The organism is Amycolatopsis anabasis (assembly GCF_009765355.1).
GTDB lineage: Bacteria > Actinomycetota > Actinomycetes > Mycobacteriales > Pseudonocardiaceae > Amycolatopsis > Amycolatopsis anabasis.
The window spans coordinates 113,777-128,292 of sequence record NZ_VTHK01000004.1; the positions used below are offsets into that span (position 1 = coordinate 113,777).

The 14,516-nt window shown below is 70.8% G+C and carries 13 protein-coding genes; 7 read left to right on the forward strand and 6 right to left on the reverse strand.

All coding sequences use genetic code 11. The annotated features are described in order from the left end of the window. Window positions 1-28: 28 nt before the first annotated feature. Entirely contained in the window at window positions 29-835 is an 807-nt protein-coding gene (locus FXO23_RS06580) for a TrmH family RNA methyltransferase (protein WP_158881852.1), read from the reverse strand. A 213-nt stretch (window positions 836-1,048) separates the two neighbouring features. Between FXO23_RS06580 and FXO23_RS06585 the strand changes: the two genes are divergently transcribed. The 6 genes from FXO23_RS06585 (at window position 1,049) to FXO23_RS06610 (ending at window position 7,197) form a co-directional block, all read left to right on the forward strand. After that, window positions 1,049-2,548, forward strand: a complete 1,500-nt coding sequence (locus tag FXO23_RS06585) for a glutamate-cysteine ligase family protein (protein ID WP_158881854.1) — start codon at window positions 1,049-1,051, stop codon at window positions 2,546-2,548. A gap of 120 nt (window positions 2,549-2,668) precedes the next feature. Continuing rightward, window positions 2,669-3,286 carry a TetR/AcrR family transcriptional regulator gene (locus FXO23_RS06590; RefSeq protein ID WP_158881856.1) on the forward strand — a complete coding sequence of 206 codons (618 nt, stop codon included), beginning with the start codon at window positions 2,669-2,671 and terminating at the stop codon, window positions 3,284-3,286. 68 nt (window positions 3,287-3,354) lie between these two features. Next, entirely contained in the window at window positions 3,355-4,023 is a 669-nt protein-coding gene (locus tag FXO23_RS06595; protein ID WP_158881858.1) for a biliverdin-producing heme oxygenase, read from the forward strand. Window positions 4,024-4,330: 307 nt separating this feature from the next. Then, window positions 4,331-4,954 (forward strand): superoxide dismutase, encoded by a 624-nt coding sequence (locus FXO23_RS06600; protein ID WP_158881860.1) that lies wholly within the window; start codon window positions 4,331-4,333, stop codon window positions 4,952-4,954. 106 nt (window positions 4,955-5,060) lie between these two features. Continuing rightward, complete coding sequence (locus tag FXO23_RS06605; RefSeq protein WP_158881862.1) at window positions 5,061-5,837, forward strand: arylamine N-acetyltransferase family protein; 777 nt, start codon at window positions 5,061-5,063, stop codon at window positions 5,835-5,837. A gap of 313 nt (window positions 5,838-6,150) precedes the next feature. Next, window positions 6,151-7,197 (forward strand): hypothetical protein, encoded by a 1,047-nt coding sequence (locus FXO23_RS06610; protein WP_158881864.1) that lies wholly within the window; start codon window positions 6,151-6,153, stop codon window positions 7,195-7,197. Here FXO23_RS06610 and FXO23_RS06615 read toward each other — a convergent pair. The 3 genes from FXO23_RS06615 to FXO23_RS06625 form a co-directional block, all read right to left on the reverse strand. Beyond that, window positions 7,194-8,444 (reverse strand): MFS transporter, encoded by a 1,251-nt coding sequence (locus FXO23_RS06615; protein WP_158881866.1) that lies wholly within the window; start codon window positions 8,442-8,444, stop codon window positions 7,194-7,196. The two genes, FXO23_RS06610 and FXO23_RS06615, sit on opposite strands and share 4 nt — an antisense overlap. 103 nt (window positions 8,445-8,547) lie before the next feature. Next, entirely contained in the window at window positions 8,548-8,979 is a 432-nt protein-coding gene (locus FXO23_RS06620; RefSeq protein ID WP_158881868.1) for a MarR family winged helix-turn-helix transcriptional regulator, read from the reverse strand. Between the two features lie 53 nt (window positions 8,980-9,032). Then, complete coding sequence (locus FXO23_RS06625; protein WP_158881871.1) at window positions 9,033-10,475, reverse strand: NCS2 family permease; 1,443 nt, start codon at window positions 10,473-10,475, stop codon at window positions 9,033-9,035. A 64-nt stretch (window positions 10,476-10,539) separates the two neighbouring features. Between FXO23_RS06625 and FXO23_RS06630 the strand changes: the two genes are divergently transcribed. Then, window positions 10,540-10,827, forward strand: a complete 288-nt coding sequence (locus FXO23_RS06630) for a DUF2530 domain-containing protein (RefSeq protein WP_425484843.1) — start codon at window positions 10,540-10,542, stop codon at window positions 10,825-10,827. A 76-nt stretch (window positions 10,828-10,903) separates the two neighbouring features. Here the strand turns inward: FXO23_RS06630 and FXO23_RS06635 are convergent, their stop codons facing one another. Both FXO23_RS06635 and FXO23_RS06640 read right to left on the reverse strand, forming a co-directional pair. Next, window positions 10,904-13,723: a sacsin N-terminal ATP-binding-like domain-containing protein gene (locus tag FXO23_RS06635; RefSeq protein WP_158882434.1), complete on the reverse strand. Its 2,820-nt coding sequence runs from the start codon at window positions 13,721-13,723 to the stop codon at window positions 10,904-10,906. After that, entirely contained in the window at window positions 13,713-14,498 is a 786-nt protein-coding gene (locus FXO23_RS06640; protein WP_158881873.1) for a DUF3027 domain-containing protein, read from the reverse strand. The genes FXO23_RS06635 and FXO23_RS06640 overlap by 11 nt, the downstream gene beginning before the upstream one ends. Window positions 14,499-14,516: the final 18 nt, after the last annotated feature.

Sequence of the window (14,516 nt, forward strand, 5' to 3'; positions counted from 1 at the left end):
CGGCCGTCGGAAGCCCCGGCCAATTTACTCACGACCGGCGCAGTTCGTAGAACGCCACGGCGGCGGCGGTCGCCACGTTGAGTGAGTCCACTCCGTCGGCCATCGGGATCCGGACGGTCAGGTCGGCCGCGGCCAGGGCCTCCTCGCTCAGGCCCGGCCCCTCCGACCCCAGCAGCAGGGCGAACCGCTCGTCGCCCGCCCGGCGCAGCGCCCACAGCTCGGCCGAGCCCGGCCGCGGGGTGAGCGCGGCGATCCGGAAGCCCCGCGCGCGCAGCAGGTCCAATCCGGACGGCCACGGCTCGAGCGGGGCGAACGGCACCCGCAGCACGTGCCCCATCGACACCCGCACGCTCCGCCGGTACAGCGGATCCGAGCAGCCCGCGCCGAGCAGCACCCCGTCGACCCCGAGCGCGGCCGCGTTGCGGAACAGCGCCCCGAGGTTCTCGTGATCCCCGACGCCCTCCAGCACCGCCAGCGCCCGCGCGCCCGCCGCGAGTTCGGCCGCGGACCGCGCCGGCGCCCGGTCCGCCACCGCGAGCACGCCCCGGTTGAGGTGGAACCCGACGACCTCGGCCATCGTCTCGGCCGAAGTCACGTAGGCGGGCACGTCCAGCCCGGCGAGATCCTGCTCCAAATCGCGGACCCGTCGTTCTACCCCCAGTAGAGCGCGCACCGGGTACGGCGAGTCGAGCAACCGGCGGACGACCACGGTTCCCTCGGCGATGACCAGACCGCGCCCGCCCGGCCGATCGGGTCGCCGATCGGCCGCGGACAGGTCCCGGAAATCGTCCAGCCGGTGATCGGCCGGGTCGTCGGTGAAGATCAGCTGTGCCACCCGGGAAGTCTTTCATCCGCCGCTTCGCGCGCCGCGCTGCTCCGGGCGTGCTCGAACCCTTGGTACGAACGGGGTATGCTCGCTTACAGTTAACCTCACGTAACGCACAGCACCAGTTTGGCCGCTAGCCGACGGCTCTGCGCTGTGTAACGGTTGTCCGCCGGGCAATACGCCGCCGAGCCCCCGCGGACGCCGACGAGGAGCAGGATCGTCATGGGCAAGGACCATTCGTCGGATCCCTTCAATCCACGGGACAGGGGGCGGTACAGACGGAAGGTCCAGCGGTGTCTCGACACGCTCGCGCGGATGCTGTCCGACGGCAGCTTTTCCTTCCCCCGCAAGCACATCGGGCTTGAGGTCGAGGTGAACCTGGTGGACGAGGCGATGCGCCCGTCGATGACCAACACCATGGTCCTCGAGGCGCTCGACGATCCCTCTTGGACCACCGAACTCGGCCAGCAGAACATCGAACTCAACGTTCCCCCGCGGCCGCTCGCCGGACGCTCGGTGCTCGAGCTCGAGGACGATCTGCGGTCCTTCCTCACCGGAGCGGGCACCGCGGCCGGCGAGGCCGACGCGAACCTGGCGATGATCGGCATCCTGCCGACCCTGACGCACGACCACTTCGACCAGAAGTGGCTGACCAACAACGCGCGGTATTCGGTGCTCAACGACCAGATCTTCGCCGCCCGCGGCGAAAACACCGTGCTGTCCATGGAAGGCGCCTCGCTGCAGGGCCAGAAACCCGAGCGGCTGCGCAGTTACGCCGAGTCGATACTGCCCGAGGCCGCCTGCACGTCCATGCAGCTGCACCTGCAGGTGGCGCCCGAGGAGTTCGCGTCGTTCTGGAACGCGGCGCAGTGCCTGGCCGGGGTGCAGGTCGCGATCGGCGCCAATTCCCCGTTCCTGCTCGGCAAGGCGTTGTGGCACGAGACGCGGATCCCGTTGTTCCTCCAGTCCACCGACACCCGGCCGGAGGAGCTGAAGAACCAGGGCGTCCGGCCGCGCGTGTGGTTCGGCGAGCGGTGGATCACCTCGATCTTCGACCTGTTCGAGGAGAACGTCCGGTACTTCCCCGGTCTGCTCACCGAAACCGACGACGAGGATCCGGTCGAAGCGCTGGAATCCGGTCAGGCCCCGAAGCTGACCGAACTGCGCCTGCACAACGGCACGGTCTGGCGCTGGAACCGCCCGGTGTACGACGTGGTCGACGGGAAACCGCACATCCGGGTGGAGAACCGCGTGCTGCCCGCCGGGCCGACCGTGCTCGACATGGTGGCCAACGCCGCGTTCTTCTACGGCGCGCAGCGGGCGCTGGCCGAGGCGGATCGTCCACTCTGGACCCAGATGTCGTTCCAGGCCGCCGAGGACAACCTCTACGCCGGCGCCCGCAACGGGTTCGACGCGCAGCTCTACTGGCCGGGCGTCGGCTGGATCCCGCCGGACGAACTGGTCCTGCGGATCCTGCTCCCGCTCGCGCACGAGGGGCTGCGGATGTCCGAGGTCACCGACGAGGCCCGCGAGCGCTACCTCGGGGTGATCGAGCAGCGCTGCCTGACCCGCCGCACCGGTTCCTGGTGGCAGCGCGAAACCGTGGCCTGGGCGCAGAAACGCGGCGCCGACCGGGAGACCGCGCTGGCCGGAATGCTGGCCCGCTACCTGGAACTCGCGCAGTCGGAGGAACCGGTGCACAGCTGGCCGGTGGACGCGTAAGCAGGCGCCGAGAGAACGCTTTCTGGACAATTCCTTCGTCCTGCCCGCCGGATCCGCGCACCCCGCTGGTCTGCCGACCGCGGCGCTGGCACCATCAGGATGCGCACAGGAGGTGCTCGCATGCCCAAGATCATCGGCAGGTCGCTCACCGAGCACCGGGAACAGGTCCGCAACCGGGTCTTCCAGGCACTGCGCAACCAGCTGTACGAGCGCGGCTTCGACGCGATCACCCTCGCCGGGGTCGCGGCGGAGGCCGAACTCGGCCGCACCGCGATGTACAACCACTTCCCGGACAAGGAGAGCCTGCTGGTCGCCTTCGTCGAGGAGGAGGCGAACCGGTACGTGCGCCGCCTGGACGAGGCGGTGGCCGCGGTCGACGATCCGGTCGACAAGCTCGCCACCTTCGTCCGGCTCCAGCTGACCGTGGTCGCCGAGTACCACCTGCCGCCGGGCAGCACGCTCGCCTCGGCGCTGGCCCCGGACACGTACCGGCGGGTCGCCGCGCACGCCGATCCGATCACGAACCAGCTCCGCGAGATCCTGCTCGACGGGATGCGCGCCGGGCGGCTGCCACCGGAGGACCCGGACGTGCTGATCCCGATGATCACCTCCGCGCTCGCCAGCCGGCACATCGTGGAAGTACCCCCGGACCAGCTGGAACACGCGATCGCCACGGCGGTCCGGTTCGTGCTGCGCGCGGTCGGCGCGAAGGAAAAACCAGGGAAAACCGGAATTTAGGGTAGCCTAAGTACCGGATTTCGCCTACGCTCTTTATGACAGCTTGTCAGCTCGATGGAGGGCGCCCGATGACTGAGCTCGTGCTCGACCAGACCCCGTTCTCCAAGTCCTTGCGTGGCTCCACCCGGGACGCGCACGAAAGGGCCGAGCAATCGCGCTACATGAAAGCGCTGCTCGGCGGCGAGCTCACTCTTGCCGGATACACCCAGCTCGCGATCCAGTACTACTTCATCTACGGGGCGATCGAGCAGGTCAGCGACGCCATGGCAAGCGACCCGGTCGGCCGCGACTTCGTCTTCGACGAGTTGCGCAGGCTACCCAAGCTCGCCGAGGATCTGGCGTTCCTCGTCGGCCCCGGCTGGCGGAGCGAGATCCGCCCGCTGCCCGCCACCGAGGACTACGCGCGCCGAATCGTCCAGACCTCCCAGGAGTGGGCGGGCGGGTACGTGGCACACCACTACACCCGCTACCTCGGCGACATCGCGGGCGGCCAGGTCATCCGCAGGCTGCTCACCAGGCAATACCGGCTCGACGGCCCCGGCGTGTTCTTCTATCAGTTCGACGGAATCGGTAGCGCGCCCGCGTTCCGGGCCCGCTACCGGGACCTGCTGGACGCCGCCCCCTGGGACGAAGCCGAGCGCGGCCGCGTCGCCGACGAGGCGGTGGCCGCCTTCGAGTGCAATATCGCCGTGTTCGACGAACTCGCCGAGACCATGGGCCGGTACCGCGCCGCCTGAACGTCCACAGTAGACACAAAAGGCCCCGATCGCCAGCACGGCGAAACAAATTCGGTGTGCCGAAAACGCATTTCTGCTACGGCGAAATCCGGACCGGAACAAACCCGTTGTGGGCGCGCTTACATCACCTTGACCTCCACCTATCTTGAGCTTGCAAGCTCGTGACATGCCAGTTCGACGGGATCCGGGGTAGCCGTTCCACCGTCCGGACGTCCGGTGTGGACACCGCTACCCGGTTCGCCAGCCGACTCGGCAGCTACTAGGTTTGACATCGCAAGAGACTTGCGTCGAAAAAGAAGGAGGGCTAATGGCCCGGTACGAGCTTCCCGATCTCGACTACGACTACGGCGCACTCGCTCCGCATATCTCCGGCGAGATCAACGAGCTCCACCACAGCAAGCACCACGCGACCTACGTCAAGGGCGCGAACGACACGCTCGACAAGCTCGAGGCGGCGCGCGAAGCGAACGACTTCGGCTCCATCGTCGGCCTGGAGACCACGCTGGCCTTCAACCTGGCCGGGCACGCGAACCACGTCGTCTGGTGGAAGATCCTGTCCCCCAACGGGGGCGACAAGCCGACCGGCGAGCTGGCCGCGGCGATCGACGAGGCGTTCGGCTCGTTCGACAAGTTCAAGGCCCAGTTCACCGCGGTGTCCACCACGATCCAGGGCAACGGCTGGGGCGCGCTCTCCTGGGACCCGATCGGCAAGACGCTGATCACCCAGCAGCTGCGCGACCACCACAACAACCTGATCCTGCCGACCGTGCCGATTCTGCTGGTCGACGTGTGGGAGCACGCGTTCTACCTGGACTACAAGAACGTGAAGCCGGACTACGTCAAGGCGCTCTGGAACATCTTCAACTGGGAAGAGATCTCCCGGCGCTTCGACAACGCCGTCAAGGGCGGCAACGGCCTGCTGCTCGACTGAAACAGCGGACCGTCGAAACCTATCGGGGCTCTCCCAAGGGAGGGCCCCGATTCGTTTTCCGGTGCGCTTGACCTCCACCTGACTCGAGATGACAGCGTGCTGAACCATGGACCCAGACGCCTACCTCGCGCGGATCGGCGCGAGCCGTCCCGAGCGCGCCGACGCCCGTGCCCTGCGCGACCTGCACCTGCGCCACCTCGACGCGGTCCCGTTCGAGAACCTGAGCGTCCATCTCGGCGAGCCGATCGAACTCGACGAGCCGCGCCTCTACGACAAGATCGTCCGGCGCGGGCGCGGCGGCTTCTGCTACGAGCTCAACGGCGCCTTCGCCTGGCTGCTCACCGAACTGGGCTTCGAGGTGGCCCTCCTGTCCGCGCGGGTGTTCACCCCCGACGGCGAGCCGGGCCCGCCGTTCGACCACCTGACGCTGCGCGTGGACCTGGACGAGCCGTGGCTCGCGGACGTGGGCTTCGGCCGGTTCGCTCGCTTTCCGCTGCGCCTCGACGCGGTCGGGCCGCAGCGCGATCCGGAGGGCGAGTTCCTCGTGCTGGACACCCCGGACGGGGACCTGGAGGTGCGCCACGACGGGCGCCCGGTCTACCTGGTCGAGACCCGGCCGCGGCGGTTGCGCGACTTCGCGCCCACCTGCTGGTGGCAGGCGACCTCGCCGGACTCGCATTTCACCCGGAGCCTGACCTGTTCGCTGCCGACGCCGCAGGGCCGGATCACGCTGTCGGGCGACCGCCTGATCGAGACCTGCGGGGACGAGCGGGAGGAACGCACGCTCACCAGCGACGAGGAGATCCTGGACGTCTACCGGATCAGCTTCGGGATGCGCCTGGATCGGGTGCCCGCATTGCGCCAAGTGCCGGGAAGACCTTGACGGCCGAACACGTCTCGGCGACCGTGGAGCCATCCGTGAACGAGGCCCCGCCCCGGGTCTTCCCGGTTGCGGGGCCTCGTCCGTTCCCGAACTGACTGCCGCTCCCACCACGAAGCGGACGTGTATGAGGTTAGCCTAACCTCAGAATCGGACGCAAGGCCGCGAGCGCGGAGACCCACCTCTCACTCGACCGAGTGACCCTGAACCCGTTACCGGACTCCCCTCGGCTACCGCCTAATCTGAGGCAAACTCACTTCGTCGGGACATCCAAACGGTTAGCTTGTCCTCGCACGACCGCAAGGAGGAGCCGTCCGTGGGCAGTCGAGGCATGAAGACGTCGACGATCGCCGGGATCGTCGGGGGCGTAGTGCTGCTCGCCGCGTCCATCTCCGGGCTGGCCGGATACCTGTGGGCCCAGAACGCGAGCGGTATCGAGCCGCCGCCACCGCGCGGGCTGCCGGCCGTCTGGCCGACGAAGCACGGCGAGATCCCCCGCCCGGTCCCGATGCCGACCGGCGAGATGATCGCCGCGCTGCCGCAGAGCACCGCCGGGCACGTGCTGTGCCAGGCGCTGCCGCCGAAGCGCTGGGAGGAGATCCTCGGCGGGAAGACGCTGCGCGAGGCCCAGTCCGACGCCTGCCACCTGGTGACCGACACCCTCGAGGTCTTCGTCCGGCTGGACCGCCCCGGCGCGGAACCGCCGGGCCCGCAGGCGGAGGAACCCGAGCAGGTGGACGTCGACGGCCGCCCCGGGCAGCTCGAATACGCCGGGGCGAAGCTCAACGCGAAGCTGACCGTCCCGCTGGCCGCCCAGCCGCCGAACGCCAGCGAGGACATCCGCACGATGCTGCGCATCGACATCGGCCAGGACCCGAACCACCGCGCCGACGAGGGCCTGGACGAGCAGGTGACCGCGATCGCCCGCGGCGTCCTCACCGCCGCCGCCGCGCCGGGGCCCGGACTGCCCCCGGTCGGCCGGAACGGGGTGATCACCGCGCGGCAGACCGAACCGGTGCCCGGCCACGGGATCGTCGACGGATCGTGGCCGATGATCTCCTGGCAGCTGTGCACCCGGCTGAGCCGGGAACTGGGCACCGGGGTGGGCGCCGCCGACGCGAAGTTCAAGGGCGACTGCGCGGTCCGCGGCGTGCACGCGACCTACACCCAGGACCTCTCCCCGCGCGCGTACACCACGACGATCGCCGGGCGCCCGGCCTCGGTGCAGCAGAACGCGGTGACCGTCAAGCTCGCCGACAACTCCGAGCAGGCCCTGACCCTGTCCACCGACGGCAAGGCGGTGAGCGAGGCCGATCTGCCGGGCTTCACCGGCCGGGTCCTGCCCGCCCTCCTGGGGCGTTAGCGCTTCAGGATCCGGAACCCGCTCAACGACGGGCGGGCGGGGAGGCGGACCCCGCCGCGGCGCGCCAGCAGCACCGCGCACACCACCGCCGCGGCCACCGAGAGCACCCCGCCGATCCAGAACGGCGAGCGCCCCCCGAAGACGTCGGCCATCCACCCGGTCATCGGGCCGCCGATCGGGTTCCCGCCGATCAGCACCAGCACGTACAGGCCCATCACGCGGCCGCGCATCTCCGGGCTCACCGCGGTCTGCACGAGCGCGTTGGCGGTGTTCAGGAACGTGATCGTGGCGACGCCGAGCGGCACCAGCGCCAGCCCGAACGCGAGGTAGGTCGGCATGAACGCGGCGCCGAACTCGAGCGCGCCGAGGCTGAGCGCGGCGATCAGCAGCACGCGCACGCTCGGCCCGCCCCGGGCGCCGCGGCGCACGGCCAGCAGCGCACCGGTGAACGTGCCGACCGCGAGCAGCGTGGACAGCAGGCCGTAGCCGTCGGCGTTGGTGCCGAACACGTTGGCCGCGACGATCGGGAGCGAGGTGAAGAACGAGATCCCGAACGTGCTGACGAAGAACACCAGCACCATCACGGTCACCAGGTCGGCGCGGTGGCGCACGTACCGCAGCCCCTCGCGCAGCTGCCCCTTGGCGCGGGCCACCGCCGGGCCGCGGAAGAGCTCGTCCGGGTTCATCAGGACCAGCCCGGCGATCACCGCGAGCGTGCTGACCGCGTTCGCCACGAACAACCACCCGGTGCCGACCAGGGTGATCGCGAATCCGGCGATGGCCGGGCCCACGATCCGCGCCATGTTGAAGATCGACGAGTTGAGCGCCACGGCGTTCGTCACCTGGTCCCGGCCGACCATCTCGGCGACGAACGACTGCCGCGTCGGCACCTCGAGCGCGGCGAGGCAGCCCGCGGCGAAGCACACCAGGTACACCTGCCAGAGCGTCACCAGGCCGGCCACGTCCAGCAGGCCCAGGGCGAGCGACAGCAGCAGGACCAGTGACTGGATCAGGATGAGCAGGCGGCGCTTGTCCACCCGGTCGGCGAGCACCCCGCCCCACAGCGAGAGGAACAGGGTCGGGGCGAACTGCAGCGCGACCGCGACGCCGAGGGCGACCGGGCTGTTGCCGCTGAGCGTGAACACCAGCCAGTCCTGCGCGATGCGCTGCATCCAGGTGCCGATGTTGGAGACCACCTGGCCGCTGAAGAACAGCCGGTAGTTGCGCACCCGCAGGGAGGCGAACATGCCCCGCCGGGTTTCGGCGGCATCGGCCGGAGGCGGTCCCGGCTCCCGGGTAGCGATCGGTTCGACTGACTGCGATTCGCTACTCGAGTTCGCCCGCACCGCGTTACTTACCCGCCATCCTGTCGATTATCTCGGCGGCTCTGGAAAGCAGTTCGCGTTCCTCGCCGCTCAGTTCCGCCAGCCGTTTGTCCAGCCAGGCCTCGCGGGCCGAGATCGTCTCGTGCACGTAGTCCAGGCCGCGCTGGGTCAGGGCGACGATCGCCTGCCGCCCGTCGGTGGGGTGCGGGCTGCGCTCGACGTAACCGATTTCCTCGAGCGCGGCGATGACCCTGGTCATCGACGGCGGCTGCACGCCTTCCTTGGCGGCCAACTGCCCCGGCGTCAACGCGCCACATTTGTGCAATGTGGACAGTGCGGAGATCTGGGTCAGCGTGATGCTCTGGCTGGTCCGTTGTGCCCGGAGCCGTCGGTTGAGCCGCACCACGGCCAGCCGCAGGCGGCTTGCCAGTGAACGCTCGTGCGGACACTCGGACATATTAGTTAGCATACCTTACGATCGCTCCGTCACCTGGGTGAACTTGACCACTGCTAGGCGAGCGCGGCCCGCAGCGGCCCCACCGAGAAGTAGGCCACGAACGCGAGCGCGATCACCCACATCAGCGGGTGCACCTGGCGTGCCTTGCCGGTCACCGCGCGGATCACGACGTAACTGACGAATCCGGCGCCGATTCCGTTGGCGATCGAATAGGTGAACGGCATGACCACGATCGTCAGGAACGCGGGCAGCGCGATCGAGAAGTCGCGGAAGTCGATCTCCCGGACCTGACCGATCATCAGCGCGCCGACCACGACCAGCGCCGGCGCCGCCGCCTCGACCGGGACCACCTGGTAGAGCGGGGTGAAGAACATGGCGGCCAGGAACAGCACGCCGGTGACCACGTTGGCCAGCCCGGTGCGGGCGCCCTCGGCGATGCCCGAGGCGGATTCCACGTAGACGGTGTTGGAGCTGGCCGAACCGAAACCACCCGCGGACGCGCCGAGCCCCTCGACGAACAGCGCCCGGCCGACCCGCGGCAGATCGCCCTTCGCGTCGACCAGGTTCGCTTCCTTGCCCAGGCCGGTCAGCGTGCCCATCGCGTCGAAGAAGTTGGCCAGCAGCAGGGTGAACACCAGCAGCGACACGGTGATCGCGGGCAGCCTGCTCCACGCGCCGAGCGACACGTCACCGAACAGGGACAGGTCGGGCAGGCCGAAGACCTTGTCCGGCAAGGCCGGGTAGCCGAGGTTCCAGCCCGTCGGGTTGACGCCCTTGGCCGGCCCCGCCCGCACGATCGCCTCGACGACGATGGCCAGCACGGTCGAGACGAGCACGCCGATCAGGATCCCGCCGCGGACCCGCTTGGCCACCAGGACACCGGTGACGAGCAGCCCGGCCACGAACACCGCCGTCGGCCAGGAGGCGATCGAACCGTCGATGCCGAGGCCGACCGGCACGTTCGTCTTCGCCGCGTCCGGGATGCGGCGGACGAAACCGGCGTCGACCAGGCCGATGAAGCAGATGAACAGCCCGATCCCGACCGCGATCGCGGACTTCAGCGCGGGCGGCACCGCGCGGAACACCGCCGTCCGGAAGCCGGTGACCACGAGCAGCACGATGATCACGCCCTCGACCACCACCAGGCCCATCGCCTCGGGCCAGGTCATCTGCGGCGCGATCGTCACCGCCAGCAGGCTGTTGATCCCGAGCCCGGTGGCGATCGCGAACGGGTAGTTGGCCACCAGCCCCATCAGGATGGTCATCACCCCGGCGACCAGCGCGGTCACCGCGGCCACCTGCGGCACCGGCAGGATGTTGCCGAGCACGTCCTTGTGCGCCCCGGCGTCGTCGGCGGAGAAGCTGCCGAGGATCAGCGGGTTGAGCACCACGATGTAGGCCATCGTGACGAAGGTGACGATCCCGCCGCGGATCTCCCGTCCCGGGGTCGAGCCCAGCTCGGTGATCTTGAAGAACCGGTCCAGCCTGGTCCACATGGTCTATCCGCCTTCAATGCTTGGTCGTTCGATGGCACGGGGCCGCCGGGGTAGCCTTCCTGACGTGGCCGAAGCGATCAACGACCAGGACGTAACGGGCTCATTGCGACCCCCGCCCGAGCTGCCGAAGCAGCTCACCGCGCTGTTCCCGGTAGTGGTGGTCGGCACAGTCCTGTGGCTGATCGGCTTCGCGATCCTCTTCGTGGCGTACCTGGGTTCGGACGGCCCGCCCGGGGTATGGCTGTGGACCACGGTCGCCGGAGCCGCGCTGGGCTTCATCGGCATGCCGATCATGCTCTGGCAACGCGCCGCCGCCCGCCGCGGCTCGAAGACCGCCCAAACCGGACTCTGACCGTAGGGCACTTTCCCGGAAAAGTGCCCTCCTTGCGCGCGCAACTAGGGCATTTTCCCGGAATAGTGCCGCTCACTCAGCCGAGGAGGGGGCCGGGGGTGGGGTCGTCGATGAGGGTGGTGAGGAGGTGGCGGTCCGGCCACCGGTCGGCGGCCCAGGCGAACGCGCGGGCGAGGCCCTCCGGGCTGTCCGCGGCGTGCAGGGTGCGCGCCGACCACCACGGCACCGCGTGCGGCCGCCCGTCGATCCGGACCAGGAGTTCGTCGTGCACGAAGACGCCGCCCTCGGGCAGCGGGATGTCCAGGATCTCCGCGGCGGCGGCCAGGGCGGGCAGGTCGCGCCAGGGGACGTACTCGCCGTCCGCCTCGACCTCGGCGATGGTCCGCTCGCTCGCCCGCGGAAGGTCCAGGAGTTCGGCGAGCCGGGCCGCCCGCCCGTCTCCCGGTTCGGCCGCGACCAGGCGGTTCGCGGGCCAGACCGGGATCAGCCACGGTTCGTCGAGCACCACGGCCCGGTCCGCGTCGGTGACCGATCCGTCGAGCGTGCGGACGAACCCCGGAGCGAGGTCGCCGGGCACGTCGGCATCGGCGAGTGCGGCATGCGCGCGCAGGACCAGGCCCGGCGCCACCTCGCGCGCCGGATCGGCCAGCCGCTCCAGCAGGTCCGCGGTGTGCTCGGGGTCGAGCCGGAGCCGGTCCCGCACGCCGATCGCGGCGAGCAGCTCCGGACGCAGGCCGAGATCCGGGATCGGGTCGTACAGCCCGGCCAGCGACTCGGCATCGGGTAGCCGCCACTCGTTCGGCGCCCGACCGGCCAGGGTGGCGTAGCGCGCGATCCACCAGCCGGTGTGGCCACCGGGCAGGGTCAGCGCCCGCCAGGTCTCCGGATTCGCGGCGAGCAGGTTCAGCGCCTCCGGCCACGCGTCGTCGTCCACCAGATCGAGGTCGCGCACCGCGAACACGCTCGGCGGCGGCTCGTCCGCCGCCTCCCACCACTCGTCCTCGTCGGGCAGACCGTGGTCGGGTTCGGCCGGTTCGGCGTCGGCCACCACGAAGAACGTGTCGAGCACGCCGATCGCGGTCAGCACGTCGTCCGGGCGCCCGTCGGCGAACTCCTCGTCCAGCACGTCCAGCGGGCCGTCCTCGCCGAACGCCTCGGTGTCGAAGATCTCCAGCAGCGGGGAGGTCGGCAGCATCAGCTCGTCGGCGCGCCGCCAGCCGTGCTCGGCGGGCAGCGCCAGCGCGCCCAGCCCGTCGCGCGCGCCGGTCTCGGCGACCAGCCGGAGCACCACCTCGGCCAGCCCGAGAGTGTCCAAACCGGACAGTGGGTCGTCCAGGCTGCGGTCCACCGCGTCGCGCAGGGCGTCCAGCAGGTCGCCCGCCTCGGCCGGTTTGGCGCCCAGGCGTTCCAGCAGCGGATGCGCGGCGTCCGGATGCACCAGCCGCAGCCCGGCGACGTCCGCGGTGGACAGCAGCTCGAGCAGGTCCGGCGAGGCGCCGAAGAGCAGCGCGCCGCGCGGGCCGGGCAGCGTGCGGCCGTCGGCGAGCGGCACCGGCAGCGCGCCCAGCTCGTCCGCCGCGACGGCGTGCGATTCCACCAAGGGCAGCAGCGCCGCGTAGAGCGACCGCCACCAGGGCGGTTCCCGGTCCAGCCCGGTCAGCGCCTCGACCAGCTCGGCCATGCCCAGCGTCTCCGCCCCCGCGGGGGCGAGCGCCCGCGCCGGTTCCGGACCGCACAGCGGCGCGGCGACCAGGCCGGGCACCACGTCGGCGAGCAGGGACACCAGGTCCGGCGCGTCGACACCGAGCACCCGGGCCCGCGAGCCCGGCAGCTCCGGCCCGCGCGCGGCGGGCAGCCAGGCCGATTTGGTGAGCCGCTCGAGCACCAGTTCCCGAAGTTCTGTGTCCACTTCGGACAGCGGAAAGCCGGGACGCGGCATCAGCGCGAGCCGGTGTTCGCCGCGCAGCGCGCGGACCAGTCCCGGGTAGGCGTCCGCGGCCCCGGCCAGCGCGGCCCGGGTCGCCTCCCCGGCGAGCAACCGCCGCCGGGACGGTTCGATCGGCGCCGAGGCGAGCAGCCGCGCCGGGAGCGAGAGCCGCTCGTCGGTCGGCGTCGGCGCGTGCAGGACGTCGGTGTCCTGCGGTTCGGGCACCCCGTCGGCGTCCACCGGCACCGCCCAGACGCAGCCGTGTTCGGCGTGGGTCAGCCACCGGACGGTTCCGCCGGGCGCGGTCAGTTCGACCAGCGGGCCGCCGGACCGGGTCCAGACGCGGGTGTCCACCTCGATCCGGGCGAGCCACGGCAACGCGAGCAGCAGGTCCTCGACGTCCGCGGCGAGCGTGTCCAGCAGCGCGGTCGCGTCCACGTCCGGCCGCAACGGCAGCCGCACCTCGGTGTCGAACCCCGCGGGTGGTTCGGCGTCGGGAACCGGCCACGGCAGCCGCAGCACCGGCACGGCGCCGTCCCGGCCGATCGCCTCGCGGGTGCGCGCCGCGGAGAACGCCACCCCGCCGGTCCGCGAGATCACCCGCGGTTCCTCGCTCACCGCGAGCACGGCGGCGAACCCGAGCCCGAACCGGCCGACCGTGCCCGCCCGCTTCGCCGAGGCCCGCAACGACGCCAGCGACGCGACCCCGGCCGCGTCCAGCGGGGCGCCGGTGTTGGCCACCCGGAGTTCGTTGTCCACAATGGACACCCGGAGGCGGCCGGGGGCGCCGGTCAGCTGCGCCGCGTCGGCCGCGTTCTGGGCGAGTTCGACGAACAGGCGGTCGCGGTAGCCGCCGACCCGCAGATCGTGTTCGGCGTTCGTGTCCTCGGTGAACCGGGTCGGCGAATCGCGCCAGGCCCGCAGCACCGAGTCCCGCAGTTCCCCGGTGCCGAACGGATCAGCCAACAGGGTTCTCTGCGGCGGCGGGGAGCGGTTCCATGTCGAGCAGCGAGTCGTCGTAGACCAGCTCGGCGACCGGCACCGACGAGGCGACCTCGACCTCGATCTCCGAATGCGCGCCGCAGCCGTATTCCACGTTCACCACGTGCCCGTCGGCGGGCGCGATGTCGTTGCCGCACACCCCGTACGCCGCGCGCAGCGAACCCGCCAGCGGCAGGAAGAAGCCGCAGGTGCCGCACACGTCCGGGGCGCTGCGGGCCATGTCCGAACGCGGGCCGAACTCCCCGGTCCGCCAGCGCGCCGCGGCGTCGAGCCGCCCGTACCGCGACATCACGTGCACCCGGCCGAGCCCCACCTCGTACGCGGTCTCCTCGACATCCGGATCGTCGGACGCGAGGTACGCGGGCACCAGGCGCGGATCGTCCTTGTCGGTCGGGAAGATGTCACCGACGCCGAGGTCACCGGCGCGCACGCGGCGCTCCCACGGCACCCAGGTCGGCGCGACCAAGGCGTCCGGCCCGGGCCGCAGCACGACCTCGCTCACCGTCACCGGCGCGCCGTCGCCCGCGGTCGCCACGGTCACCGACCACCGCCAGCCGCGGTACCCCGGGACCTTCGCCTCGAACAGATGGCTGATCGAGACCGCGTCCTCGCGTTCGAATCCGGCGTGCGCACCCACCTGCTCGGCCCCGGCGTCCTCCACCGCGGCCTCGCGGGCCAGGTCAACGGCGTCGGCGAGCGCCCGCTGGACGGAACCGTCGTCGAGCGTGAGCAGCAGCGTCATACCCCCAATTGTGCAGCA

Excerpts from the sequence above, each read along its gene's own strand:
- FXO23_RS06640 (WP_158881873.1), bottom strand. The coding sequence starts at position 14,498 with ATGACGCTGCTGCTCACGCTCGACGACGGTTCCGTCCAGCGGGCGCTC.
- FXO23_RS06625 (WP_158881871.1), bottom strand. The coding sequence starts at position 10,475 with ATGTGGACCAGGCTGGACCGGTTCTTCAAGATCACCGAGCTGGGCTCG.
- FXO23_RS06600 (WP_158881860.1), top strand. The coding sequence starts at position 4,331 with ATGGCCCGGTACGAGCTTCCCGATCTCGACTACGACTACGGCGCACTC.
- FXO23_RS06595 (WP_158881858.1), top strand. The coding sequence starts at position 3,355 with ATGACTGAGCTCGTGCTCGACCAGACCCCGTTCTCCAAGTCCTTGCGT.
- FXO23_RS06615 (WP_158881866.1), bottom strand. The coding sequence starts at position 8,444 with ATGTTCGCCTCCCTGCGGGTGCGCAACTACCGGCTGTTCTTCAGCGGC.
- FXO23_RS06605 (WP_158881862.1), top strand. The coding sequence starts at position 5,061 with ATGGACCCAGACGCCTACCTCGCGCGGATCGGCGCGAGCCGTCCCGAG.
- FXO23_RS06590 (WP_158881856.1), top strand. The coding sequence starts at position 2,669 with ATGCCCAAGATCATCGGCAGGTCGCTCACCGAGCACCGGGAACAGGTC.
- FXO23_RS06585 (WP_158881854.1), top strand. The coding sequence starts at position 1,049 with ATGGGCAAGGACCATTCGTCGGATCCCTTCAATCCACGGGACAGGGGG.
- FXO23_RS06620 (WP_158881868.1), bottom strand. The coding sequence starts at position 8,979 with ATGTCCGAGTGTCCGCACGAGCGTTCACTGGCAAGCCGCCTGCGGCTG.